Below are 24,025 nucleotides of genomic sequence, written 5' to 3' on the forward strand. Positions count from 1 at the left end.
ACCTGTACAACCATCATCGGGCCCACACCGCGCTCGGCCTCCAGGCGCCCATCTCGCGCGTCAACAACGTCCCGGCCCATTACATCTAGCTCTAGGGCTCAACGCCCGGGAGGTCACAGTGCTCACCCGCCGGTGGCTCGGGGTCAGCCTGCCAGGTTCCGCGGCTGCTCCACACCCATTAGGAGGCGACCGGCTCGAGCACCGGCGGGGGCGCCGCACCGGCGTCGGGCCACCAGCCCGCCGCCACCCCGGCGGCCACCGCCGCGCCGCGCGCCGCCGCCTCGCCGGTGCCGGCGCGCCACAGCGGCGCCGGCAGCCGCCGCGCCTTGGCCCGCAGCCAGGGCAGGCTGCGGGCGCCGCCGCCGACCACCAGCACCCGCTCGGCCGGCCCGGCCAGCCGCTCGCAGAGGGCGGCGGCGGCGGCGGTGCGACCGGCCAGCTCCTCGAGCACGGCCCCCCACAGCTCGCCCCGGGGCGCCGGGGGGAGCGCGGGCTCCGCGCCGGTGAGGACGGCGTCGACGAGGTCCGCGACCGCAAGGGTGGCGCCCTCGACCGCGGCGGCGTCGAGCTCCTGCAGCGGCGGCGAGCCGAGGGCGGCGGCGACGGCGGCGAGCACCGTCCCCGACCGCGGTCCCCGGGCCAGCACCGCCCAGCCGTCGCCGTCGGGGCGCGCCGACACCGCCGCGCCCAGCTCGAGCGCCCGCGCCAGGATGCCGGGGTCGAGCCGGGAGGCGCCGGGCAGGCGCCGAACCAGCGACTCGGCGGTGCCCACCGAGTCGACGAGGTCGGCGGCGCCGGCCCCGCAGCCGGCGGCGGCGGCGAGGTGGTCGTGCCCCGCCGGGGTCACCGGGACGCCGATCACGAGCCCCGACCAGGCGGCGGCGGCGGCGGTCACCCGGCCGGCGACGCTGCCCGCGGCGACCACCCTGGGCAGCGCCACGGCGGGCACGCCGATGGCGGCGGCGACCTCGGGCAGGTAGGCGCGGGCGGCGACGTCGTACCAGCCGGTGCGGCTGGCCAGGCTCGGGTCGGTGACCGCGGCGCCGCCGAGGGCGTGGACGCAGAGCTCGGGGACCCCCAGCCAGCCGCCGGGGGGGTGTCCCGCCCGCTCCACCCACCAGCCCAGCTTGGCCACCGACGAGACCGTCCGCAGGCGGCGGCCGGTGCGCTCCGCCAGCGCCTCGCCGCCGCTGCGGATCAGCCGCTCGACCACGTCCTCGCCGCGGGGGTCGTACCAGGCGATCACCGGCCCCAGCGGCCGGCCGGCGGCGTCGAGGGGGGCGCCGCACTCCGCCATCCCGGCGACCCCCACCGCCGCCGCCGTGGCCCGCAGCGGCCCCAGCCGCCCGAGCACCGCCGCGACCGCGTCGAGCAGCTCGAGAACCGCCATCTCCGACCCCTCGGAGGAGGTGGCGAACGGGGTCGGGCCGGCCGCGGACGCCCGCTCCACCCCGGCCGCGTCGATGAGCACCGCCTTGATCCGGGTGGTGCCGACATCGAGCCCGAGGAGGGTCTCGGGGGGCTGATTGGGCATCGGGACACAGTCGCACGCGGCCACCTCTGGGCGCCATGCCCATGGGGTTCGAATCGGCGCAAGTCTCGTCCGCCACCTTCCGTTCTCTCTACACGGGCAGCGCCGCCCGACCGCCCGGCGGGGTGCGGCTCAGCACACAGGGGCTTGGGGAACGACATGGCAGCGCCACAACGCCGCACCACAGTGACCGTCACCGACGGGGCCGGAACCGCTCCCGGCGCCCCCTCCACCACGCTCGCCCAGTGGCTCGTCAACGTCAACGAGGACGACGAGATCCGCCGCTACTCGACCGGCGTCACCCTCTGGCGGCTGATCGGGGACGCCGAGCGCCGCGCCGTCGTCGCCCAGCGCCTGGAGTCCGCCCTGCTGCTGCTGCAGCGGGCCGCCTAGCCCACCCGGCGGGGCGCGGGGGCGAGCCCGACCTCCCCACCCCGCGCCGGCATCCATCCGGCGTTCATCCTGCGTTCAGTCCACTCGGTCAGTTCACAAGCGCGGCGGGCAGCCTGTACCCTGCCGGGGATGCGCATCCTCGTCCTCGGAGCCGACGGCTACCTGGGGTGGCCCACCGCCCTGCATCTCTCCGCCCGCGGCCACGACGTGGTGGCGGCCGACAGCCTCGTCCGGCGTCGCTGGGACCGGGCCTGCGGCACCCACAGCCTGGTGCCGGTGTCGACCATGCCCCGGCGGGTCGAGCGCTGGGAGGCGGAGAGCGGGCGCCGCATCCGCTGGCAGCGGCTCGACGTCTGCGACCTCCAGGCGCTGCGCTCGCTGATCGCCGCCGAGGCCCCCGAGGCGGTGGTGCACTTCGCCGAGCAGCGCTCCGCCCCCTACTCGATGATCAGCGCGAGCCACGCGATCGAGACCCAGGTCAACAACGTGGTCGGCACCCTCAACCTCCTGTTCGCGCTCCGCGACGTCGCCCCCGACTGCCACCTGGTGAAGCTCGGCACCATGGGCGAGTACGGCACCCCGAACATCGACATCGAGGAGGGGTTCATCGACATCGAGCACAACGGCCGGCGCGACCGGCTGCCCTTCCCGAAGCGGCCGGGGTCGTTCTACCACCTCTCCAAGGTGCACGACAGCCACAACATCGAGTTCACCTGCCGGGCCTGGGGGCTGCGCGCCACCGACCTCAACCAGGGCGTGGTCTACGGCCTGTCCACGCCGGAGAGCGACCTCCACCCGACCCTGGCGACCCGCTTCGACTACGACGACATCTGGGGCACGGCGCTCAACCGCTTCTGCACCCAGGCGGCGATCGGCCATCCCATCACGGTGTACGGGCGCGGCGGCCAGACCCGTGGCTTCATCGACATCCGCGACACGGTGCGCTGCGTCGAGCTGGCCGCGCTCAACCCGGCGGCGCCCGGCGAGTTCCGGGTGTTCAACCAGTTCACCGAGCAGTTCAGCATCCTCGACCTCGCCCACCGGGTGCAGGCGGCCCGCCAGGCCCACGGGCTCGACACCACCGTCGCCCACCTCCCCAACCCGCGCACCGAGCTCGAGGAGCACTACTACAACGCCCGTCACCAGAAGCTCGTCGACCTCGGGCTCGAGCCCCACCTGCTGGAGCAGACGCTGATCGACACCGTGATCACCCGGGTCGAGCGGATGCGCTCACGGGTGCGTCCGGGGCTGTTCGCGCCGCGGGTCGACTGGCGGGCGCGCGAGCAGGCGTTCAGCGAGGCCGGCCACCTCAGCGCCGGGCGCAGCGCCCGCGGCCTCGTCGGCCGCCACACCAGCCACCGCCAGGCCACTGCGCGAGTGGCCGCCCGGTAGGCGGGTTACCGCCAGCGCTGACGGTAACGCATGAGCTCGCGGATCGCCCGGAGCACCGCTCGCGGACGCGCCCCGGAGCGGCGGCCGAGCTCGCGGGGATGATGCGGCACCGGCACCTGGGCGGTCCGCCACCCGTCGCGCCGGGCCTTGCAGAAGAGCTCGGCGTTGATCAGCGCGCTGTGCGACTCGAGGTCGATGGAGCGGAGGAAGTCGGTGCGCATCAGCTTGAGGGCGCAGTCGACGTCGCGCACCCGCAACCCGTAGAGCAGCCGCAGGGCGACGTTGAAGACCCCGCTCACCACCGAGCGCACCGCCGCGTCCTGGCGCTGGCGACGCCAGCCGGCCACCAGGGCGGCGCCGCCGAGCAGGTCGGGCACCAGGAGGGCGAGGTCGGCGACGTCGAACTGCCCGTCGGCGTCGGTGAAGGCGGTGTACTCCATCCGGGCGGCGCGCAGCCCGTCGGCCACGCTGATGCCGTAGCCGCTCTTGCGGGGGTGGCGGATGACCCGCACCTCGAGCCCGATCTCGCCGCCGAGGCGCTCGGCGAGCTCGCCGCCGCCGTCGGTGCTGCCGTCGTCGACCAGCACCACCTCGACCCGCCGGGCGATGCCGGGGAGCACCTCGGCGGCGCGGGGGAGCAGCCGGCGCAGGCTCTCCGCCTCGTTGTGGGCGGGCATCACCAGGGTGAGGCTGCTCAGCCTCTGGAGGTCGGGGAGGACCGCCGTCACCGCCATGCAGCCCTGGATGATAGGTGGCCCATGGCACCTCACCGCCGGACCGGCCCCCTCGCCTGGGGGCTGGGGCTGCTCGTCCTGCTCCGGCTCCCCTCGTTCTTCGAGCCCCCCTGGTACACCGACGAGGCGGGGTACACCACGGCGGCCCGCAGCCTGCTGCAGGGGCGGTCGCTGTACTCGGAGATCTGGTCGAACAAGCCGCCGCTGCAGACCTGGACGGTGGCGCTCACCGTCCGCCTGCTGGGCACCTCGGAGGCTGCGCTGCACACCCTCACGCTGATCGCCGGGGCGCTCACCGTCGCTGCCGTCGCCCACGCCGCCCGGCGGCTGACCTCCCCGAGGCGGGCGCTGGCGGCGGTGCTCGGCACCGCGCTCCTGCTCGGGGTGCCGATCACCGGCGCCCAGCTGGCCGTCCCCGACAGCCTGCTCTGCGCCGCCACCACCTGGGCGGGCGCGCTGCTCATCCCCCGGCTCGCCGGGGTGACCCCGGCGGCGGCCGCCCGCTCCTGGCCGGTGGTGGTGGGGGTCCTGGCGGCGATCGGGATCGCCTTCCAGCAGACCGCGGTGGCCGACGCCGCCGTGTTCGGGCTGATGATCCTGCTCAGCCCGCGCGCCGGCCGCCGTGACCTGCTGGTCTACTGCGCCACCGTGGTGGCGCTCACCGGGGCGTGGGTGGCGGCCTACGCGGCGCTGGCCGGGCCCCACCGCCTCGGCTTCGCCCTGCTCGGCTTCTACGGCCAGTACAGCGCCGACGCGCTGCCCACCACCACCGCCGAGCGGGTCCTCCACGCGGTGCTGCTGGCGCTCGCGCCCGGGCTGCTCACCGCCGGCGCCTGGCTCAGCCGGCGCTCCGCGCGTCCCCTGTGGATGCTCTGGCTCTGGGCGGGCGCGACCCTGCTCGTCCCCGCCGCCGCCCACCAGCCCTACGCCCACCTGCTCACCCCCTCGATCCCGCCGCTGATGCTCGCCCTCGCCGCCGGGCTGCGCCTGCCCTCGGTGCGGCGGCTGCGCTCGGGCGCGGCGGCGCGCTTCGCCCCGCTCGCCGCGGGGGCGGTGCTCGCCGGGGCGCAGGCGAGCGTGACCGGGCTCGACTGGGACCCGCTGGGGCTCGCCGGGGTCCAGAGCCCGGCGCCCACCCTGGGGACCTACTACATGGGCGGGCTGCGCACCCTGCTGGGCCGGGAGGACCGGGTCACCTGGACCACCGACTTCGACGACAAGGTGCTCGCCGACGCCCGCTCCAGCGCCTGGATCCGCGCCCACGGCTGGTCGGGCCACCGGGCGGTGCTGTGGAGCTCGGACGCCTGGCCGTACATCCTCGCCGACCTCCCCCTGCTCCTCCCCACGGCGCCGATCTACAACGACATCGTCCTCGCCGGCTCGCACCAGGCGCTGGTGGCGCAGGTCGCCGCCCTCGACCCCGAGGTCATCCTCAGCCAGGACTTCGACCTGGTCGTGTTCCCGGAGGTCTCCACGCTGCTGGAGCGCCGCTACCGGCAGGTGTTCGCCGACTTTCCCGACGCGGTGTGGATTCGCAGCGATCTGCCCGACACGGCGCCCCGGCAGATGCCATGATGGGGCCGCGGTGGGCGCGGTTCTCCGGAAGTCGCGGCGTCACCGGCGGGCGCTCCTGGTGCTGCTCGCCGTGGGAATGGCCGTGCCCGTGCCCGTGGCCGCCCACCTCTCGCCGCTGCCCGGCCTCCGCCACGGCGGCAGCCTCGCCTCGGTCGAGCGGCTGCTGACCCCCGACGACGGCGCCCTCCACCTGACCGAGCCCGGCTACCGGCTCGCCTACGAGCCCCACGGCGGCCGGGTCACGGTGGCCACGCTCGCCGGCCGCGAGTACGTCGACTTCCCGCTGGCGATGACGGCGGCGGGGCTGCGTCCGCCGCCGCACAGCCGGCTGGTGGGCCGCCGCTTCGCGGCGCAGTTCGAGAGCCGCCTGCTCGCCGCCGACGGGCGGGTGCTCGAGGAGGCGCTGCTGGAGCCCTCACGGGACAGCTTCACGGTGCGCTTCGCCGCCCGTCCGGAGCTGCTCGGCGGCGGGTCGCCGCGCTTCTTCCACGACGGCGCCGGCGGAATCGACCTCGCCGCGGTCACCGCCGGCTACACCCCCGACCCGACCCGGCCGGCCGGGTCCGCCCTGCCGGTGACCGGCATCGCCGGACGCACGCCCTTCGCCCCTCCGCCCTACCAGATCCAGCTGGGCACCACGCCGGGCTGGGTGGGGTTCGGCCTCGTCGAGGTTCCCTCCGCCACCACCATGCGGCTGACCGCCGGCGGCGGGATCGACGTCGACTACCCGCCGGCCCTGGTGAGCCGGGGGGGCGACCTCGGCGCCGGCCCCGCGGTGAACGGGCTGGTGCGCTTCCCCGCGTTCGTGGTGACCCTCGCGGCCGACCCGCTGAGCGGCCTCCGCGCCTACCACGACGCTCTCAGCGGGCAGGGGCTGTCCGCCTCCGCGGCCCCGCCGGGGAGCCGGCCGGGGTGGTGGTCGCGCCCGCTGGTCGACACCTGGGGCGAGCAGATGGCGACCGGCTCGGCGCGGACCAGCCCCCGCTACACCGCGGACTGGGTGCGCCAGTTCGTCACCGAGTGGCGGCGGCACTTCGGCCCCGGCCCGGTCACGGTGATCATCGACTCCCGCTGGCAGGCGCGGATCGGCGACCCCGAGCCCGACCCGGTGCGCTTCGGCGGGGCCGCGGGGATGCGCCAGCTGGTCGACGAGCTCCATGCCCAGGGAGACCGGGTGGTGCTCTGGTGGCCGATGTGGGCACGCAACCTGGTGCGCTTCCCGCCGACCACCAGCGCCTTCCGCAGCGGCGCGCCCCCGGAGCAGGTCGTCGACCCCACCGGCCCCGGCTTCGAGGAGACCACCCGCGCGGCGATGGCCACCCTGCTGGGCACCGGCCCGGGTCAGCTCGGAGCCGACGGGCTCAAGCTCGACTGGTGCTACGACATCCCGCTCTCCCTCGCCGACGCGGGGCTGGGCTGGGGAGCCGCCGCGCTCTACCGCTACCTCGCGACGATCCACTCGGCCGCCCACGCGGTGCGGCCCGACGCCCTCGTCGACGCCAGCGCGGCCGCCCCGCAGTTCGCCGCCGTCACCGACGCGGTGCGCCTCTACGACGCCTGGAGCGAGGCCGACTGGAACCGCCGCGCCGGGGTGGTGAGCGCCGCCGTCCCGGACACCCTCATCGACGGCGACGGCTTCCAGACGACGGCGGCGAACCTCGTCGCCCACGCCGTCTCCAGCACCGTCTACGGCACCCCCGCGGTGTACTTCGCCACCCGGCTGATGGACGGCCGGGCGATCCCGCCGGCGCTCGCCGCCGAGGTGGGCACCCTGGTCGCGCTCAGCCCCGACAAGGGGCAGGGCCGGCCCCGCTGGCTGGGTGGCGGCGACTGGGAGTACGTCACCGGCTCGGCCCGGCAGGCGCGCAGCTTCGGCGGCGGCACCGGGCTGGTGGTCTGGCGCAGCGCCGGCTGCGGCACCGCGCTGGCCACCGCCGGCGGCCGGATCGCGCTGCCGCTGCGCGCCCCCGCCGGGGTGGTGGTGCGCGACCCCGGCGGCCACCCGGTCGCCGCCCAGCGCGTCCCTGCCGGCCTCAGCCTGGTCCTCGCGGCGGGCCGCCCGTATACCCTGCAGCGAGCCGGAGCCAGCTGCTGACCGGGCCAACGACGGGAGGCCAGCCAGACCCATGAGCACCACCGCGACCACCGTGACCCCGGAGCTCCAGGCGTACCTCGCGCCCCTGTTCTGGCCCGAGGACAGCCTGCTCCAGGACCTCGCCCGCGACCTCGCCGAGCGCGGCCCGCAGATCCAGGTCTCGGCCGACGAGGGGCGGTTGCTGGGCATGCTCGTCACCCTGACCGGGGCCCGGCGGGTGCTCGAGGTGGGGACCCTCTTCGGCTACTCCGCGGTCTGGATGGCCCGGGCGATGGGGCCGGCCGGCCACCTCGACACCGTGGAGTTCTCGCCGGTGCACGCCGAGGCGGCGCGAGGCTGGGTCGAGCGCGCCGGGCTCGCCGAACGGGTCACCGTGCACGAGGGCCCGGCCCTCGAGGTGCTGCCCGGGCTCACCGGCACCTACGACCTCGCGTTCTTCGACGCCGCCAAGTCGGAGTACTGCGACTACCTCGACCAGGCGCTGCGGCTGGTGCGCCCCGGCGGGCTGATCCTCGCCGACAACGTCTTCTGGAACGGCCGGGTGACCGGTGGGGGCGACGGGGACGCGGACGTTCGCGGCATCCGTGACTACAACGCGCGGATCGCCTCCGACCCGCGGCTCACCTCCACGGTCATCCCCGTGGGCGACGGCCTGGCGGTCTCGGTGGTGCGGTGAGCCGGCCTCAGTGCTCCCCGGGCGGGTCGGGGTCGTCGGTGGGCCGGGGCTTCCTCCGCTCGTGACCGGAACCGTGGCGCCCGTCCCGGCCGGTGCTCTGGTCGGGGACCCAGCGGCCGCTGCCGTCGTAGTGGCCGCGGCAGTCGTACCGACGCGAGTCGCAGGAGTACGAATGTGACGAGCCCGAGTTGCCCGAGCCGGTGTTGATGGTCGGCAGGTTGATGCCGCCGCATCCGCCGAAGAGCACGAGCAGGAGAAGAGCCCCGATGCCGAGCACGATCGGCACGGTGGGGTCGTTCTTCTTGCCACCTTCTCCGGCCAACTCTGCCTGAAACCTCCCTGGTGGCCTCCAGTATGAGCCGCGGTCGCCGCCGCCTGCAGGCGCCGCTCAGGGCCCCCGGCGATCGGGCGGCGGAGGGCGATCCTCACCATCGTGGCCGGAACCCCGGCCGTCCCAGCGGTGGTCGCAGCGCGAGGTGTCGTTCTGGACGCAGCCGGGCGACGTGCCCCAGCCCCGCACGCCGTGCTGGCCGCCGTACAGGAGGAGGAGCAGCAGCGCCAGGAGGACGACGACGATCACCCACGTGCTGTCGTCCTTCTTCTTCTCCTCCTTCCCAGGCCGGACCGTGACGTCCCATCCCGGCATGTCCTTCCCTCTCCGCCATCCACGTCCGAGACCGACGGCAGCGCCCCCCGTCCCTTGTACGCCGGGCCCGCGGTATTGTCAAGGTATGTCACTATCTATGGTCCGCCGGCGGCGCTCACGGGCGTGGATCTAGCCGGCGCGCACCAGCGCGTCGCGGCCGAGCCGGTCGAGCCCGGTGTGGCCGCTGAGGGCGAAGGTGAGGTCGAGCTCGGCGAGGAAACCGCGCAGCAGCTCGGCCACGCCCTCCTCGCCGGCCACCGCCAGCGCCCAGATGTACGGACGGCCGAGGAGCACGGCGCGGGCCCCGAGCGCGAGGGCGACGAAGGCGTCGGCGGCGGTGCGGACACCGCTGTCGAAGAGCACCGGCAGGCTCTCGGGGACGGCGTCGACCACCCCGGGGAGGGCGTCGAGGGCGGCGATGGAGCCGTCGACCTGGCGGCCGCCGTGGTTGGAGACGAGGATGCCGTCGACGCCGAGGTCGGCGGCGCGGCGGGCGTCGTCGGGGTGGAGGATGCCCTTGAGCACGATCGGCAGCGAGGTGTTCTCGCGGAGGAAGGAGAGCCCCGCCCAGGTCACCGAAGGGTCGGAGAAGATCCCGAGGAAGTGCCGGACGGCGCCGGCCATGTCCTCCTCCGGAGGGGTGGGCAGGGCGGCGCGGAAGACCGGGTCGGAGAGGTAGTTGGCGATGCCCTCGCCCTGGAGGAAGGGCAGGTAGGCGAGCTCGAGGTCGCGCGGCCGCCAGGCCAGCATCCAGGTGTCGAGGGTGACGACGATGGCGCCGTAGCCGGCGCGCTCGGCGCGGCCGAGCAGGCTGGCGGCGAGGTCGGGGTCGCGCGGCCAGTAGAGCTGAAACCAGCGCGGGGCGTCGCCCTGGGCCTCGGCCACCTCCTCGAGGCTGCGCGAGGAGGCGGTGCTCAGCACCATCGGCACCCCGGTGGCGGCGGCGGCACGGGCGACCGCCACCTCCGCCTCGGGGTGCACGATCGACTGGACCCCGACCGGCGCGAGCATCACCGGCGCCGGCATCGAGGTGCCGAGCACGGTGGTGGCGAGATCGCGATGGCTGACGTCCCGGAGCATCCGCGGCACGATCCGCCAGCGCCGGAAGGCCTGGCGGTTGGCCCGCATCGTGTCCTCGGCGCCGGCGCCGCCGGCGACGTAGCCGAAGGCGCCGCGGGTCAGCTGCCGCTCGGCCCGCTGCTCGAGCGCCTCGTAGGTGAGCGGCAGCCCCGGCAGCCGCCCCGCCAGTCCGTCGAGGTAGATGCGGTTCTGGTACCCGGCGAGCGGCGCCACCTGGATCATGCTGGGTCTCCCTCCGCGGCCTCGGCCACCCGGTGGCGCAGCCGCCGCATGCCGCGCAGCCAGCGGTCGTGGTCGGCGGCGCGGCGCTGCGCGTAGCCCGCCACCTCGGGATGGGGGAGGATGAGGAAGCGCTCCCGGCGCACCCCGTCGAGCGCGATCTCCGCGACCTGGTCGGGCTCGAGCAGGTCGCCGAGGATGGCGGCGGCGGCGCCCTCGGCCGCGGCCATGTCGGTGCGCACCCCCTGGGGGCAGAGCACCGACACCCCGATCTCCTCCCCGTGGGCGATGGCGAGCCACTCGAAGAGCGAGAGCGCGGCGCTCTTGGTCACCGCGTAGGGGGCGGCGAAGACGTGGTTGACGAGCCCGGCGGCGGAGACGGTGCCGAGCAGGTGGCCGCGGCCCCGGGCCAGCATCCCCGGGATCACCGCCCGGGCGGCGTAGACGTGGGCCATCACGTTGACCCGCCAGATCCGCTCCCAGTCGGCGTCGGCCACCTCGGGGCCGCCCCGCACCGCGATGCCCGCGTTGGAGCACCAGAGATCGATCGCCCCGTGGGCCGCCTCCGCCCGCTCCACCAGCGCCACGACCTCGGCCTCCACCGAGACGTCGCAGCCGATGCCGAGGCCGCCGAACTCCGCGGCGACCCCCTCCGCGGCGGCGGCGTCGAGGTCGGCGACGACCACGGCGCGGGCCCCCTCTGCAGCGAGACGCCGGCTCAGCGCCCGGCCGATCCCCCGCCCCCCGCCGGTGACCACCGCGACGCAGCCCTCGATCCGCATGGACCCGATGGTAGGAGTCCGGATGGCGCAAGAGTTTGAGCGCCGGTTCGTTGAAGTGAATGAGCCCGGGGAGCCCGCCACCCCCGGGCTCTTATTTTTCCCCCCGGCGCCGGCCCCGCTCCGGGCCCTCCGTACACTGCACGGGTGAGCACGCCCGCTCCCGCGAGCAGTCCCGCCAAGCCGATCCTCCGCGGCTACTCCCACGCCGTCGCCGCCGTGGTGGGAGGCGCCGGGACCGTGTTCCTCCTGGCCCGCACCGTCGGCGACGCGCCCAAGCTGATCTCGGTGCTCGTCTACGGGATCAGCCTGGTGGCGCTCTTCGGGGTGAGCGCCCTCTATCACATGGGCACGTGGAGCCCCGCCCGGCGGGCGCTGCTGCGCCGCCTCGACCACGCCAACATCTTCGTGTTCATCGCCGGCACCTACACCCCGGTGGCGGTGAACGTGCTCGACGAGGGCTGGCGGATCGCGGTGCTGGTGACCCTCTGGGGGGCCGCCCTCTGCGGCGCCGTCGCGGTGGCACCGGCGCTGCAGATCCCCCGCTGGGCGCTCACCTGCGTCTACCTGCTGATGGGGTGGGTCGGCCTGGTGGTGATGCCCCAGGTCGCCGGCCGGGTCGGCGCCGGGGTGCTGCTGCTCGCCGGCGGGGGCGCCCTCTACTCGGTGGGCGCGGTGATCTACGCGCTCCGCCGCCCCCGGCTCTGGCCGCGGGTGTTCGGCTACCACGAGGCCTTCCACCTCCTGGTGATCGCCGCCAGCTGCCTCTTCTACGCCTTCGTCGTGGCGTTCGTGGTCCCTCACGAGCGGCCCTGAGGCCGGCTTCGGACCGGGCGTTCACAACCCATTCAGCCGCGTCAGGATTCGTTTATGATTCGGACAAGGAAGGGTTAGGAGCTGATGAGGTCGGGGGCGTCCTGGGCGGAGGTCGCAGGGGTCCAGGACGCGGTGCGGGTCGCGCGCCGGGGACCATTCCCGGGCGTCGCGGATCCGCACAGGGGTCAGGAAGTGCTGACGGTGGCCACGCCGGGTGTCCCGCGCCGCGTTCCTCCTCCGCTGTGCGGCGGAGTGCCGAGGATCGTCGCGGGCTGAGAGTCGGCCGCGACCTCGCGTGGCGGTGACGCCACAGGAAGGGAAAGGGAAGGGAGATGGCTGTCAGGGTGATGCCGGCGCCGGACGAGGGTGCGGAGCCACAACCGGGGTGGCACGCGCTCATCGAGAGCCCCGGCGAGGTGGAGGTGCCGCTGACCGGGCGGCGCGTCCGCGGTCGCAGGGTCAGCGCGGCGATGCTGGCGCGGCGGAGCGGCGTCCGGCTCCTCATCTACACCCAGGACGGGCTCGGGCTCGGCCACCTGCGCCGGGCCAGCTCGGTGGCGGCGGAGTTCCTGCGCGGTGAGGCCGAGGGCTCGGTGCTCACCATCTCCGACTCGCCGCTGGGCTCGCTGATCCGCGATGTCCCACACCACGACTACCTCAAGCTGCCCTCGATCGTGAAGGCGGGGCCGGGCGACTGGCGGCCGCACTCGCTGCCGCTGGAGATCGGCGAGGTGCGCCGGCTGCGGAGCCGGCTGATCCTCGAGGCGGCCACCGCGTTCCGCCCCGACGTGCTGCTCGTCGACCACATGCCCCACGGCGCCCTCGGCGAGCTCCTGCCCACCCTGGCGGCGCTGCGCCACACCCCCACGCGGGTGGTGCTCGGGGTGCGTGACATCATCGACGACCCCGCGGTGGTGCATGCCCGCTGGCGCGCCGAGGGCGCCTTCGACGCCCTCGCCGAACACTACGACCAGGTCCTGGTGTACGGCTCGTCGGAGGTCTTCGACCTTCCCGAGCAGTACGGGTGGCCGGCCGAGCTGGCCCGGATGGTGCGCTTCTGCGGCTACGTCTGCACCCCCGCCCCGGTGGCCCAGCGGCGCCTCCCCGCCCGCCGGATCGGCATGGAGCCGCGGGGCAGCATGGTGGTGGCGATGGCCGGCGGCGGCGCCGACGCCCACACCCTGATGAGCACCCTCGTCGACGCCGTGCCCCAGGTCTGCGCGGCCCGGGCCTGCACCTTCGTGATCGTCACCGGGCCGTTCATGCCCGACGCCCAGCGCCGCGACCTCAAACGCCGCGCCGTCGGCCTGCCGGTGCGGCTGCGGACCATGGTCGGCGACCCGCTGCGCTATCTCGCCGCCGCCGACATGGTCGTGGCCATGGCCGGCTACAACACGACGATGGAGGTGCTGCGGGTCGGCACCCCGGCGCTGCTGGTGCCGCGGCGGGGTCCGAGCGCCGAGCAGCGAATGCGGGCGCAGCGCTTCGCCGACCGCGGCTGGGTGTCGCAGCTCGACCCCGACGAGCTCGAGCCGGGCCGGCTGGCGGCCGCCGTGCTCGAGGTGCTCGATCGAGGGGCGGCGACGCCCGCGGTGCCGCCCCCCGACCTCGGCGGCCTCGCCCGCGCCGCCGAGTCGCTCCACGCCGCGGCGCTGGCGGCGCGCGCCACCGTGACCGCCGACCAGCATCCGGCCGCCGCGGCCAGGGTCGGCGAACGGGTCGTGTAGCGTGGACGTGGAGGGGGTGCTGTCCGGTCGCGGGGGCGACCGCCCGGTGCGGAGTCTGCTCCTCGGCGCCGGCCGCGCCCCGCTGCGGGCGCTGCTGGACTCGATGGCGGGTGGCTCCGGCACGGTGCGCGGCTGCCGGCTGCGCCGGGCGCAGCTGAAGCCGGGCAGGAAGCTCACCGCATACCACGACGTGCTCATCGCCGGCGACCCCCGGCCGGTGCCGGTGGTGGTGACCTGGCACTCCGGCGGCGTGCCCGAGGGGGCCGCGGAGCGCGCCGCCGCCGCCGAGGCGACGCTGCGCGCCGCCGGCCTGCCCGCCCGTCTGCCCCGCCTCTGGGCGGTCGACCGCGCCGCCGGCATGATCGTCCTGGCGGCGCCGCTGGACCCCGCCTTCCCCGCGCTGGCGCGGCTCTCCGACCCCGCCTCGGTGCCGGAGACGCTGGCCCGGTGCGGGGAGGAGGCGGTGCCGGCGGCGGGCTGCGGCGTCCGCCCGCTCCGCTACCGCCCCGGGCAGCGCCACGTGCTCGAGTATCTCGGCCCCCGGCGGCTCCGCCTCTTCGTGAAGCTCTACCGGCCCGGCGAGGGGGCGCCGGTGGCGGGCGCGGTGGGCGTTCTCGCCGCGCTGCTCGAGGAGTCGGGGGTGCCGGGGCTCCACGCCGTCCGCCCCGCCGCCGTGCTCGGCGACGGCGACGCCCTCGTCTACCGCGAGGTCGCGGGCGCGGCGCTCTCGCGCTCCCTCGGCGCCGGCTGCCGCCCCGACCCCGCCCACCTCGAGCGGGTGGGGCTGATGCTCCGCGCCGTGCACGCGGCGACGCCGGCGCCGCCGTCGAGCCTGCCCGGTCGCGAGCTCGCCGCCGAGGTGCGCACCGTCGGCCGCGCCTGCGAGGCGATGGCGGCGCTCCGGCCGGACCTGGGCGCCCTCGCCGCGGCCACCGTGGAGCGCGCCTGGCGGGCGATCGCGGCGCTCGAGCAGGAGCCCGCCACCACCCTCCACGGCGACATGAAGGCGGACCACCTGCTCTGGGGCCCGGGGGGCCTCCAGGTCCTCGACACCGATCGCTGCTCCCTCGGCGACCCCGCCTACGACCTCGGCAAGATGCTCGCCGACCTGCGTTTCTGGGCGGCGGTGACGGGCTCGCCCGCCGCCGCCGGGGCCGAGCGGGCGGTGCTCGCCGCCTACGCCGGCGGGGAGCCGCGAGTGGCCAGGGCACGGCTCTACGCCGCCCTGCTGCTGGTGCGGATGGCGGCCCGGCGGGTGCCGCTGTGGCGCCCCGACTGGGCCCCCCGCACCGCCGCGCTGCTCGCCTCCGCCGCCGCCGCGGTCGACGGATGACCCGGCTCCCCGCCGGGCTCGACCCGGCGCTTCCCGGCCTGGGCGCCGCGCTCGACCCGGATGCGGTGGCCCTGCGCTTCCAGCGACGCTGGCCGGCGCCGGGCGATCCCCCGGCGATCCGCGGCTGCACCGTCCAGCACCGGCGCTGGTCGCCCGGGGTCGAATGCGAGGCGGTGTGCCTGCTCACCACCTCGCGGTCGCCGGTGCCCACCCTCGGGGTGGTCACGGTGCGGCCGGAGGGGATCAGCCACCGCCTCTACGAGGATGACCCCGGGCTCGAGGGGCTCGCCGCGGCCGCCGACCCGGCGCGGATGCGGGACTGGCTGGCGGAGCGGCTGGGGATCGCGGTGGGCACCTGCACCGTGGTCCCGTTGAGCTACCGGCCGGGGCTCCGCTGCGTGCTCCGCTACCGGCTCGGCGCCGGGCCCGGCCCGGTCTACGCCAAGGTGGTCGCGGAGGGCGTCTTCGAGATCCTGGCCGGTGCCGCGACGGCGCTCGGCGGCGAGCTCGCGCCGGCGCTGGTCGGGGTGGCCCCGGCATGGCGCCTGGTCGCCCAGGCCGACGCCGGCGGCCACAGCCTGCGCAGCCTCGCCGCCGACCCGCCGCCCCCGGGCGCGGCGGCGCAGCTGCGCGCCGCGGGACGGCTGCTCGCCCGCCTCCACTCCCGCTCCGGGCCGCCCGGCGAGACCCGCACCCTGAGCGGCGACGCCGCCGCGCTCGGCGGGCTGCTCGCCGCCGTCGAGAGCGCCCTGCCGTCGAGCGCGGCGGCCTGGGTCGACGCCGCCGCCCGCCTCTCCGCGATCGGAGACGGTGAGCCACCGGCCCCCGCCCACGGTGCGCTGCGCCTCGACCAGGTGCACCTCGGCGAGGCCGGGCCCGCGCTCATCGACCTCGACTCGTACTGCTGGGCCGAGCCTGCCCGCGACCTCGGCAACCTGCTCGCCTACCTCCACTGGCGCGAGATCCGCCGGCCCGCCGCGGCGGCCTCGCTCGCCGGGGTGCGTGCCGCGCTGCTCGAGGGCCACGCCGAGGTGTGGGGCGCGGCGGTCGACCCCGGCCGGATCGCGCTCCACCAGGCGGCCTCGTCGCTGAAGATCGCCGGGCGCTGCCTCCAGAAGCTCGCCGTCGCCGAGTGGGAGCACCTCCCCCGGCTGGTGGAGGCGGCGCTCGACGGGCTCGGCGCCGCCGCCGGGACCCCGGGATGAGCGGCTCCCGCGGCCCGCTGCTCGTGCAGGGCGCCGCCGAGGCGCTCGACCCCCACCGGATGTCGCGGCGGCTGGCGCCGTTCCTCGAGCCCGCCGGCCCGGGGCTGCGGGTGCTCGCCGCCCGGGTGGTGGCGGTGGCGCCGGAGCGGCGCGCCGTGGTGGCCTACGACACCGGCGGCGCCGCCGGCCCCGGCCCGGCGCTGATCGCCAAGGTGTACGCCGACCCGGGGCGCGCCGGCCGGCTCCACGAGCTGCTCGGCCGCCTCGAGGAGCTCGGCATCGCCGCTCCCCGTCCGGTCGCCCACCTCCCCGAGCTGGGCATGGTGGTGATGACCGCCGTGGCGGGCCGCACCCTCGACGCACTCGGCGGCGCAGAGCGGGTCGCCGGGGTGGAGGCTGCGGCGGCGTGGCTGGCCGCCCTGCACGGCTCGGGCCTCGAGCTCGACCGCACCTTCGACCTCGCCAGCGAGAGCCGCAACCTGGTCAGCTGGGGGCGGCAGGTGGCGGCCCTCCATCCCTCCACCGCCATCGCCGTCGAGCGGCTGCTCGAGCGGCTCGACGGCCTCGCCGGCGACCTCCGCCTGGCGACCGCCACCCCGCTCCACAAGGACTTCCACCACCAGCACACCCGCTTCGGCGAGGCCGGCGTGGTGGTGATCGACCTCGACGAGGCGCGCGCCGGCGACCCCGCCTTCGACGCCGCCCACTTCGCCGCCAACCTGCGCCTCCTCGAGCTGCGCGAGGGCACGGCGGACGGCGGGCTCGAGGCCGCCTTCCTCGACGCCTACGCCGCCCGCACCGGGTACGCGCCCGACCGGCGCCACCGCTGGTGCCACGCGTACACCTGCCTGAAGATCGCCCGCCAGCTGGTCCGCGGACGGGGACCCGCCCCGGCGCCGGCCGGCGCCGAGCGCGAGCGGCAGCTGGGGCTGATCCTCGGGGAGGGGCTGCGGTGCCCGGGGTGAGGGTGGCCTACGTGGTGCGGAGCTGGCCGCGGCTCTCCCAGACCTTCGTCCTCAACGAGGTCCTGGCCCTGGAGCGGCTGGGGGTGGGGATCACGATCTTCGCCATGGCCCGAGCCGGCGAGAGCGTGGTGCAGCCTCAGCTCGCCGAGCTGGCGGCGGCGGTGCACCACCTCGACCCCGGTCCGGTGGCGGGGATCGGCGCCCACCTCCGGCTGGCGGCGCGCTCGCCCGGCCGCTACCTCGCCACCCTCGGTTTCGCGCTCAGCCGGCGCGGGTTGCTGGGCGGCTACACCCAGGGCGGCGCCGCCCGCTCCTTCCACCGCGCCGCGCTCGTCGCCGCCCGCCTCGCCGCCGAGCCGGGCGCCCCCCACACCCACATCCACGCCCACTTCGCCCACGACCCGGCGCTGATCGGGCTGCTCGTGCACCGCCTCACCGGCCTGCCCTTCAGCTTCACCGCCCACGCCCGCGACCTCTACCAGATTCCCGGGGCGGCACTTCGCGGACGGGTCCGCGAGGCCTCGGCGGTGGTCACCTGCTGCCGCACCAACGCCGACCACATCGCCGCCGTGGTCGGCGCCGCCGGGCCCCCGGTCGAGCTCGTCTACCACGGCGTCGACCTGGGTGTGTTCCGCCCCCTTCCGGAGCGTCCCGAGCGCGACCTGCCGCTGCTGGTCTCGGTGGGCCGGCTGGTGGAGAAGAAGGGATTCGACGACCTGCTCCGCGCCTGCGCGGTGGCCGCCGGCCGGGGGCGGCGCTTCGCCTGCGAGATCTACGGCGACGGCCCCTGCCGGGATGAGCTCGAGGCGCTGCGCGACCGCCTCGGCCTCGCCGGGGTGGTGCGCTTCCTGGGGGCGCGGACCCAGGCGGAGCTGCTCGGCGCGTACCAGCGAGCCGACCTCGTCGCGCTCACCCCGCGGGTGACCGCCGACGGCGACCGTGACGGCGTCCCCAACGTGCTCGTCGAGGCGATGGCCTGCGGCATCCCGGTGCTCGCCACCCGGGTGGGCGGGGTCGCGGAGCTGGTGACCGGGGGCGCCGATGGCCTGCTCGCCCCCGCCGGCGACGTCGCCGCCATCGCCGCCGGCCTGGAGGAGCTGCTCGACGACGCCGGGCGGCGGCGGCGGCTCGGCGAGGCGGCGGCGCGCAGCGCCCTGCGTTTCGATGGCAGGGCCGCCGCGCTCCGGCTCGCCGCGCTCTTCGACCACCGCAGCGGCGCCGCGTGATCAGCCCCGTCCGCGCGGCCTTCGACCCGCTGCCGAGCGTGCCCCTCCGCCACCGCTTTCCCCACCTCGTCGAGGCCTTCGACACCGAGGCGATGGGCGCCCACCTCCAGCGTGCGCTGCTCGACGGCACCGGCTTCGAGGCCGAGGTCTGCGGCCGGCCGCGGGCCGAGCTCGACGGCGACGCCTGCTCGTTCCAGTACCGGCTGGGGGTGCGCGATCCCGGCGGCGACCGGCGCGAGCTGCTCGTGCTCGGGACGATGCTCCCCGCCCCGGGTGCCGCCGCCGCCTACGAGCGAGAGGTGCTCGCCCCGGTGGCGGCCGGCTGGGCGCCCCAGTGCCCCGCCCCCCGGGCCACCGCCGCCGTGGAGACGCTGGGGATGGCGGTGAGCGTCTTCCCGGTGACCGGGGAGGTGCCCGCGCTGGTGGCCGCCACCGACCCCGCTCGGGTGGCCGCGGTGCTGGGCTCGCCGGTCGAGACCGCCGACCTGGTCCGCCTCCGGCGCTCCGGCGGCGCGGTGCTCCTCTACCGCCGCGCCGGGGGTGGCGACGTCTTCGGCAAGGCCGGCTACGCCGCCTCCGCCGAGCTGGTGACCGCGGTGCTGGAGGCGCTGCCTGGCGGCGGCGAGGGCGGGGTCGCCCACCCCCGGGTCCTCGGCCGCTCCGCCGAGCTCGACCTCACCCTGATCTCACGGGTCCCGGGACGCCGCCCCGACCTGCGGGTGGCCGCCGACCGCGAGGCCGCGGTGGGGGCCGCCGGCCGGGTGGGGGTGGCGCTGCACAGCTCGGCGATCGCGGCCGGCCCCGCCCACACCCTCGGCGACGAGCTCGCCCGGGCGGCGGCGGCGGTGGCGGCGATCGCCGTCTACATTCCCGAGGTGGCGGCATGGCTGGAGGGAGCGCTGCGGGGGGCACGGGCCGCCGCCGGCCGCAGCCCGGAGGCGCCGCTGGCACTCGCCCACGGCGACCTCACTCCCTCGCAGCTGCTGCTCGACCCCGGCGGGGTCGGGGTGATCGACTTCGACGGCGTCTGCCAGGCCGAGCCGGCCTTCGACCTCGGCCGCTTTCTCGCCTACCTGTGGACGGGGCTGGCCAAGGTGGGCGACCCCGACGGCGACGGCCACGCCGGGCGGCTGCTGGCCGCATATGCGGCCGCGGGCGGGGCCGAGGTGGCGACGGAGCGCGTCGAGGCCTATGCGATCGCCAGCCTGGTGCAGATGGCGGCGCACAGCTGGCGGACGCTCAAGACCGCCCGGCTGTTCCTCGCCTGCGAGGTGCTCGACGGGCGGCTGCGGCGGCTCTGAGCCCTCAGCGCTGACGCCGGCCGCGAAGGATCCGGGCCGGCGGATCGTCCTCACCGTTGAAGGCGTCGGCGACCTCGGCGGCGATCCGCCCCACGCCGCGCCGGCCCCGCGCCGCGGTCTGGCCGTCGTCGCCGCCGTGCCCGTTCCCGTTCCCCCTGCCCCTGCCGTTCCCGTGACCGTTGCCCCTGCCGCTCCCGTGGCCGTTGCCCGGGCGGAAGGCCAGGTCGAGGGTGGCGCGGAGGTCGCCGAGGATGGAGTCGAGCTGGTCGTCCGGCGAGGGCGGCGCCGGCACCGGCGGCCGGGGCGCGTCGATCACGGCCCGGGCCAGGGCCGGCGCCGCCACCACCAGCCGGCCCCGGCCCTGTTCGAGGCGCTCGGCGCTGTACCGGCTCTGCTCCTCGAGCATCCCGGCGAAGACGCCGCCGGCCCGCTTGAGCGAGGTGTAGCTCCCGCGCTCGACGATCCGGCCCCTCTGCAGCACCACGATCTCGTCGACGTTCCCGAGGGTGCTGAGGCGGTGGGAGATCATCAGCACGGTGCGACCCACCACCAGCCGGTCGATCGCCCGCATCACCTCCGCCTCGGCCTCGACGTCGAGGTTGGCGGTGGGCTCGTCGAGGATGAGGATGGGGGCGTCGCGGAGGATGGCGCGGGCGATGGCGAGCCGCTGCCGCTGGCCGCTGGAGAAGTTCTTGCCCTGCTCGCGCACCTGCGAGGCGTAGCCGTTGGGCAGGGCGGCGATCTGCTCGTGGATGTGGGCGAGACGCGCGGCGGTGATGATCTCCTCGTCGGAGGCGTCCTCCCGGCCGAGCGCGATGTTCTCGCGGATGGTGCCCTCGAAGAGCACCGAGTCCTGGAGCACCAGGCTGACGTTGCGCCGCAGCGTCTCCAGCGGGTAGTTGCGCGCGTCGACGCCGTCGATGGTGATGGCGCCGCTCCAGACCTCGTAGAAGCGCGGGATCAGCTTCACCAGGGTGGTCTTGCCGCTGCCGCTGAGGCCGACCAGGGCGACCCTGCGACCCGGGGGCACGCGCAGGTCGATGCCGGTGAGCACCGGCTGGCCCTCGCTGTAGCCGAAGACCACGTCGCGGAAGATGATGTCGCCCCGGACCCGGTCGGGGCCGGTGTAGGCGACCGGCGCATCCTTGATCTCCGGCGCCTGGCCGAGCACCTCCTCGATGCGCGCCGCGCCGGCGGAGGCGCCGGAGGCCAGGTTCATCAGCTTCGAGAGGTTGCGCATCGGCTGGTAGAGCTGCTTCGAATAGGTGAGGAAGATGGTCAGCGAGCCCGTGGTCAGGGTGCCGTCGGCGATGAGGAAGGGCCCGATCCCGAAGGTGTGGCCGTGCCCCGAGGCGATCCAGCCGCCGACGCTGATGATCGTCGCCGAGCTGATCGCGATCAGCACCGCCACGATCGGGGTGAACTCCGCCTGCAGCCGTCCCGCCCTCCAGCTCGCCGCCCACAGCCGGGTGCTGTAGCGGCGGAAGTGGGCGGCCTCTCGGTCCTCGAGGGTGAACGCCTTCACCTCGGTGATCGCACCGATGTCCTCGGTGGCCACCTCGGCGACCTGCCCCGCGGCCTTGGCCTTCACCTTGTTGGCCCGCTTGATCGCCAGCGTGTAGCGCAGCACGGTGAGGAAGAGCGCCGGCACGATGACCATGCAGAGGACGGTGAACTGCCAGTTGAGCAGCACCATGACGATGAGGATGCCGACCAGGGTCAGCACCCCGGCGAGCAGGTCGACGAGGCCGTCGGTGACCAGCTTCTCGACGTCCAGGATGTTGCCGGTGATGCGCTGCACCAGGTCGCCGGTGCGCTGCCGCCCGTGCCAGTCGAGCGAGAGGCGCTGGAGGTGCTCGAAGAGCCGGGTGCGCAGCCGCGCCGACAGGCTCGAGCCCACCCGGGCGGCGATCAGCACCTGGATGTACGAGAGCAGCGCGCTGATCAGCGAGAGCGCCAGCAGCATCAGCGTCGAGAACGCGACCACCCCCATCTGGGTGTGGATCTCGCTGTCGTTGAGGCCGTTGCGGGTGCCGATCGGGTCGAGCTTCGAGATCAGGCCGCCCATCAGCGGCACCGCCGGGTCGGCGTGGTGGACGATCTTGTCGAGGATGAACTTCAGCGGGAAGGCGGTGAGGATGTCGGCGCCGACCTGCACGAAGGTCATGGAGACGGCGACGGCGACCACCGCCCGGTAGCCACGGAGGTTGCGGTAGAGGAAGCGCCACATGGCTAGGCCACGCCCTGATCGGTCATGCGGTGGCGCTGGCCTCCATCGACAGTCCCTCGATGAAGGCCGCGAGGGCGGCTGCGGCGCCGGGCACGCCGCGATACCCCGGGAACGCGTTGACATCGACGATCGCGGGGCCGCGGGCGGTCACCAGCAGGTCGACGCCGTAGAGGCTGAGGTCGAACTCGCGGCCGGCCCGCAGCGTGGCCCCGACCCAGGCGGGCGAGAGCTCGCCGTCGACGATGGGGACGCTCTCCCGGCTGGCGCCGGCGAGCAGCGGGGTGGGCCGGCGGGCGGCGAAGGCGTGGCCGCCGACCACCCAGAGCTTCACGTCCCAGCCGTCGTTGTCCTCGTACTGCTGGAGGATCACGGGCTCGCCGCCCCACCGCGGCATCAGCGCCTCCATCTCGTCGGCGCTCCGCACCTGGGTGACCAGGTCGCCGGGACGGCTGAACCTGCTCTTGACGACCAGCGGGAAGTGCAGCGCGGCGAGCAGTCGCCGCGCCCGCCCCAGGGTGGGGACGCTCCAGGTGCGCGGGCAGGGCAGACCGGCCGCGGTCAGCCGCCGGGCCATCAGCACCCGGTCCTGGCAGGCACGGGTCGCCGCCGAGCCGTTCACCACCGTGCCGCCGCAGACCTCGAGCCGCCCGGCGAGGTCGAGGGCCGCGGGGGAGTGCGACTCGAGCAGGTACACGCCGGCGAGGGCGCGTGCCTCCTGCGCCGCCAGCGCGGCGGGGTCGGCGCCCTCGGCGCTGATCACGGCGACCTGATGGCGGGCGTCCAGCTCGTCGAGCATCGCCGCCAGCACCGGGTGCTCGGGCCGGTCGGTGATCAGGGTGATCCTCATGCGGGCACCCTGCAGTGCTTGAGCTGGGCGTCGCAGAACGCGGTCGGGTCGGGGAACACCCAGAGCGCGGCCTCCCGCAGCCGTCCGTCGTAGGTGTAGATCATGTGGTGGACGGTGTCGTAGGCGACCACGTGGCTCTTGTGGCTGGTGGGCACCGAGGTGAGGTAGCTGATCGGCGAGCCGCTGAAGATCGCCATCTCCGCGGGCGCGAAGCTCGAGGCCGCGAAGTAGAAGTGGTCGGTGGTGGGCTCGTAGACGACCAGGTCGCCGGCGCCGGCGAGGTCGAAGGTGCGGATCGGCGCGAAGCGCTTGAAGTCCCAGGCGACGGTCACCGGCTCGTCCTTGTCGGCGCAGCCGATGATCCCCTGGTTGGTGGTGGGGTTGATGGCGATGCCGTGGGGGATGCAGGGGACGTCGATGCTGCGGCGGCGCACCACCGTGTTGGTGCGCGGGTCGATCTGGATGATCAGGTTGTCGTCGATCGCGCCGACGTAGATCATCCCGTCCGCGGAGTCGTAGCGCGGCTGGGCGATCAGGCCGAGGCCGTCGACCCTGCCCACGATCCTGTTGGTGCGGGTGTCGACGGCGGTGAGGAAACCGTCGTCGGGATTGGCGACGTACACCCTGTGGTCGCGGGTGTCGTAGGTGATGAGGTCGGCGGCGAGCCTGCCGCCGGTGGGGACGCTGGTCACCATCGTCTGGTAGGTGGGCGAGCTGGGGTCGAGGTCGACCACCCCGACGGTGCCGTCGTCGTTGCCGGTGTAGAGGCGCCTCACGTCGGCGGCGAGCACCATCCCGTTCGGGAAGGTCGTGCCGGTCCTGATGGTCTTCACGTAGCGGCCCGGCGAGGCGGAGATGTCGAAGACGTCGATGCCCTGGTGGTTGGCATCGGTCTGCTCGGCGACGTAGAGGGTCTGGGTGGTGGGGTCGACGGCCATCTCGTCGAGCGATGCGGTGAGGCTGTGGATCGGCGGGATCTCCACCCGGGTCAGCGACTCACGGGTGATGGGCTGGAGCGCCGGCTCCTGGAAGCCGCAGCCGCCGGCCAGCGTGGCCGCGAGCAGGGTCAGCAGCAGTGTTCGCGAGCGTCCGAATCCTGGGCTGCGCATCCAGTGTCCCGTCCCCTTCCCTGTTGGATCCATCAGCCCCGGCCCACCGCCGCCGCCCCCGAGAGCCTTAATGCAACCTTAACCCGAGTCGCCCGACGGCGCAACCGATCCCATCTCCACCGAAGGCCGAATCCTTCAATCGCCAC

21 protein-coding genes are annotated in these 24,025 nt (G+C 75.4%); 12 read left to right on the forward strand and 9 right to left on the reverse strand.

Translation table 11 applies throughout. From position 1 onward, the window contains the following. Positions 1-178 precede the first annotated feature (178 nt). Positions 179-1,534 carry an FGGY family carbohydrate kinase gene (locus VGL20_10690; protein ID HEY2704146.1) on the reverse strand — a complete coding sequence of 452 codons (1,356 nt, stop codon included), beginning with the start codon at positions 1,532-1,534 and terminating at the stop codon, positions 179-181. A gap of 156 nt (positions 1,535-1,690) precedes the next feature. Between VGL20_10690 and VGL20_10695 the strand changes: the two genes are divergently transcribed. After that, a complete protein-coding gene (locus VGL20_10695; protein ID HEY2704147.1) occupies positions 1,691-1,924 on the forward strand; it encodes a hypothetical protein in 234 nt (77 codons plus the stop codon). Between the two features lie 129 nt (positions 1,925-2,053). Beyond that, the gene (locus VGL20_10700) at positions 2,054-3,316 is read left to right on the forward strand and encodes an NAD-dependent epimerase/dehydratase family protein (GenBank protein HEY2704148.1); all 1,263 of its coding nucleotides are present in this window, start codon (positions 2,054-2,056) and stop codon (positions 3,314-3,316) included. Positions 3,317-3,321: 5 nt separating this feature from the next. Here the strand turns inward: VGL20_10700 and VGL20_10705 are convergent, their stop codons facing one another. After that, the gene (locus VGL20_10705; GenBank protein HEY2704149.1) at positions 3,322-4,050 is read right to left on the reverse strand and encodes a glycosyltransferase family 2 protein; all 729 of its coding nucleotides are present in this window, start codon (positions 4,048-4,050) and stop codon (positions 3,322-3,324) included. A gap of 24 nt (positions 4,051-4,074) precedes the next feature. Between VGL20_10705 and VGL20_10710 the strand changes: the two genes are divergently transcribed. Genes VGL20_10710 through VGL20_10720 form a run of 3 tightly spaced genes read left to right on the forward strand, consistent with a single transcriptional unit; the run spans position 4,075 to position 8,396 of the window. After that, the gene (locus tag VGL20_10710) at positions 4,075-5,625 is read left to right on the forward strand and encodes a glycosyltransferase family 39 protein (protein HEY2704150.1); all 1,551 of its coding nucleotides are present in this window, start codon (positions 4,075-4,077) and stop codon (positions 5,623-5,625) included. Positions 5,626-5,635: 10 nt separating this feature from the next. Next, a complete protein-coding gene (locus VGL20_10715; protein ID HEY2704151.1) occupies positions 5,636-7,720 on the forward strand; it encodes a hypothetical protein in 2,085 nt (694 codons plus the stop codon). 31 nt (positions 7,721-7,751) lie between these two features. Beyond that, the gene (locus VGL20_10720) at positions 7,752-8,396 is read left to right on the forward strand and encodes an O-methyltransferase (GenBank protein ID HEY2704152.1); all 645 of its coding nucleotides are present in this window, start codon (positions 7,752-7,754) and stop codon (positions 8,394-8,396) included. A 7-nt stretch (positions 8,397-8,403) separates the two neighbouring features. Here VGL20_10720 and VGL20_10725 read toward each other — a convergent pair whose 3' ends face one another. The 4 genes from VGL20_10725 to VGL20_10740 form a co-directional block, all read right to left on the reverse strand. Further along, on the reverse strand, positions 8,404-8,718 hold the full coding sequence (locus VGL20_10725; protein ID HEY2704153.1) for a hypothetical protein: 315 nt from the start codon (positions 8,716-8,718) through the stop codon (positions 8,404-8,406). A 66-nt stretch (positions 8,719-8,784) separates the two neighbouring features. Then, on the reverse strand, positions 8,785-9,042 hold the full coding sequence (locus VGL20_10730) for a hypothetical protein (protein ID HEY2704154.1): 258 nt from the start codon (positions 9,040-9,042) through the stop codon (positions 8,785-8,787). Positions 9,043-9,171: 129 nt separating this feature from the next. After that, on the reverse strand, positions 9,172-10,344 hold the full coding sequence (locus VGL20_10735; GenBank protein HEY2704155.1) for a lactate 2-monooxygenase: 1,173 nt from the start codon (positions 10,342-10,344) through the stop codon (positions 9,172-9,174). Then, the gene (locus VGL20_10740) at positions 10,341-11,123 is read right to left on the reverse strand and encodes an SDR family oxidoreductase (protein ID HEY2704156.1); all 783 of its coding nucleotides are present in this window, start codon (positions 11,121-11,123) and stop codon (positions 10,341-10,343) included. The genes VGL20_10735 and VGL20_10740 overlap by 4 nt, the downstream gene beginning before the upstream one ends. Before the next feature lie 144 nt (positions 11,124-11,267). Here VGL20_10740 and VGL20_10745 point away from each other — a divergent pair, with 144 nt between their 5' ends. The 7 genes from VGL20_10745 (at position 11,268) to VGL20_10775 (ending at position 19,693) form a co-directional block, all read left to right on the forward strand. Then, positions 11,268-11,936: a hemolysin III family protein gene (locus VGL20_10745; protein HEY2704157.1), complete on the forward strand. Its 669-nt coding sequence runs from the start codon at positions 11,268-11,270 to the stop codon at positions 11,934-11,936. A 332-nt stretch (positions 11,937-12,268) separates the two neighbouring features. After that, the gene (locus VGL20_10750) at positions 12,269-13,663 is read left to right on the forward strand and encodes a glycosyltransferase (protein ID HEY2704158.1); all 1,395 of its coding nucleotides are present in this window, start codon (positions 12,269-12,271) and stop codon (positions 13,661-13,663) included. A gap of 46 nt (positions 13,664-13,709) precedes the next feature. Next, positions 13,710-14,996 carry an aminoglycoside phosphotransferase family protein gene (locus tag VGL20_10755; protein HEY2704159.1) on the forward strand — a complete coding sequence of 429 codons (1,287 nt, stop codon included), beginning with the start codon at positions 13,710-13,712 and terminating at the stop codon, positions 14,994-14,996. After that, entirely contained in the window at positions 14,993-16,201 is a 1,209-nt protein-coding gene (locus VGL20_10760; GenBank protein ID HEY2704160.1) for a phosphotransferase, read from the forward strand. Before VGL20_10755 ends, VGL20_10760 begins: the two co-directional genes overlap by 4 nt. After that, entirely contained in the window at positions 16,198-17,166 is a 969-nt protein-coding gene (locus tag VGL20_10765; protein ID HEY2704161.1) for a phosphotransferase, read from the forward strand. The genes VGL20_10760 and VGL20_10765 overlap by 4 nt, the downstream gene beginning before the upstream one ends. Beyond that, complete coding sequence (locus VGL20_10770) at positions 17,154-18,392, forward strand: glycosyltransferase (GenBank protein HEY2704162.1); 1,239 nt, start codon at positions 17,154-17,156, stop codon at positions 18,390-18,392. The genes VGL20_10765 and VGL20_10770 overlap by 13 nt, the downstream gene beginning before the upstream one ends. Further along, the gene (locus tag VGL20_10775; protein HEY2704163.1) at positions 18,389-19,693 is read left to right on the forward strand and encodes a phosphotransferase; all 1,305 of its coding nucleotides are present in this window, start codon (positions 18,389-18,391) and stop codon (positions 19,691-19,693) included. The genes VGL20_10770 and VGL20_10775 overlap by 4 nt, the downstream gene beginning before the upstream one ends. Before the next feature lie 4 nt (positions 19,694-19,697). On the opposite strand, the gene VGL20_10780 is transcribed toward VGL20_10775, so the two are convergent. The 3 genes from VGL20_10780 to VGL20_10790 are packed head-to-tail and all read right to left on the reverse strand — an operon-like array spanning position 19,698 to position 23,879. Then, positions 19,698-21,923 carry an ABC transporter ATP-binding protein gene (locus tag VGL20_10780; protein ID HEY2704164.1) on the reverse strand — a complete coding sequence of 742 codons (2,226 nt, stop codon included), beginning with the start codon at positions 21,921-21,923 and terminating at the stop codon, positions 19,698-19,700. Positions 21,924-21,945: 22 nt separating this feature from the next. After that, positions 21,946-22,770, reverse strand: coding sequence for an alpha-L-glutamate ligase (locus tag VGL20_10785; protein ID HEY2704165.1), 825 nt, complete (start codon positions 22,768-22,770; stop codon positions 21,946-21,948). Further along, a complete protein-coding gene (locus VGL20_10790; protein HEY2704166.1) occupies positions 22,767-23,879 on the reverse strand; it encodes a hypothetical protein in 1,113 nt (370 codons plus the stop codon). Before VGL20_10790 ends, VGL20_10785 begins: the two co-directional genes overlap by 4 nt. Between the last annotated feature and the right edge of the window lie 146 nt (positions 23,880-24,025).

The organism is Candidatus Dormiibacterota bacterium (assembly GCA_036495095.1).
Lineage (GTDB): Bacteria > Chloroflexota > Dormibacteria > Aeolococcales > Aeolococcaceae > CF-96.